Source organism: Paenibacillus sp. 05T425 (assembly GCF_056396205.1).
On sequence record NZ_JBFTLA010000092.1, the window covers coordinates 1 to 458 of the forward strand.

Annotated in this window: 1 pseudogene; it reads right to left on the bottom strand. The window is 59.8% G+C overall.

Annotated features, from left to right (window positions below):
• Positions 1 to 178 precede the first annotated feature (178 nt).
• A pseudogene (locus AC1DF0_RS32225) lies at positions 179 to 458 on the bottom strand (hypothetical protein); the annotation flags it as partial.

Genomic DNA, 458 nt, shown 5'->3' on the forward strand with positions numbered 1-458 from the left:
CAGTTGAATGGCCGAAACAAGGGCTTCGCGGTGAAAGAGAAGTGCCCTTCAAACAGGCGTGCGGACGCCCTACAGAAATATCTGATGTTTAAGTCGACGGGTTGTTTTGTAGGTTGTTTTGTAGGTGGTTACGAGCGGCCAGCCGTCCCGTTAATGTCGGGGCGGCTGGAGCGTCTGTTTAATAGCTGTTTTCAGGCAAGCTGGCGATGATCGACCGGTAGCTGTTCATCCGTTGCTGCTGCACGCGGCCATCTTCCAGGGCCTTGAGCAGGGCGCAGCCCGGTTCGCGGTCGTGTTTGCAGTCGCGGAAGCGGCAGGTGCCGAGCAGGTCGTTGAACTCGATGAAGCCGGCTTCGACGTCGGCACGGCTGACGTGACCCAGGCCGAACTCGCGGATACCCGGAGAGTCGATCAGCTCACCGCCACCGGGGAAGTGGAACAACCGCGCGGTGGTGGTG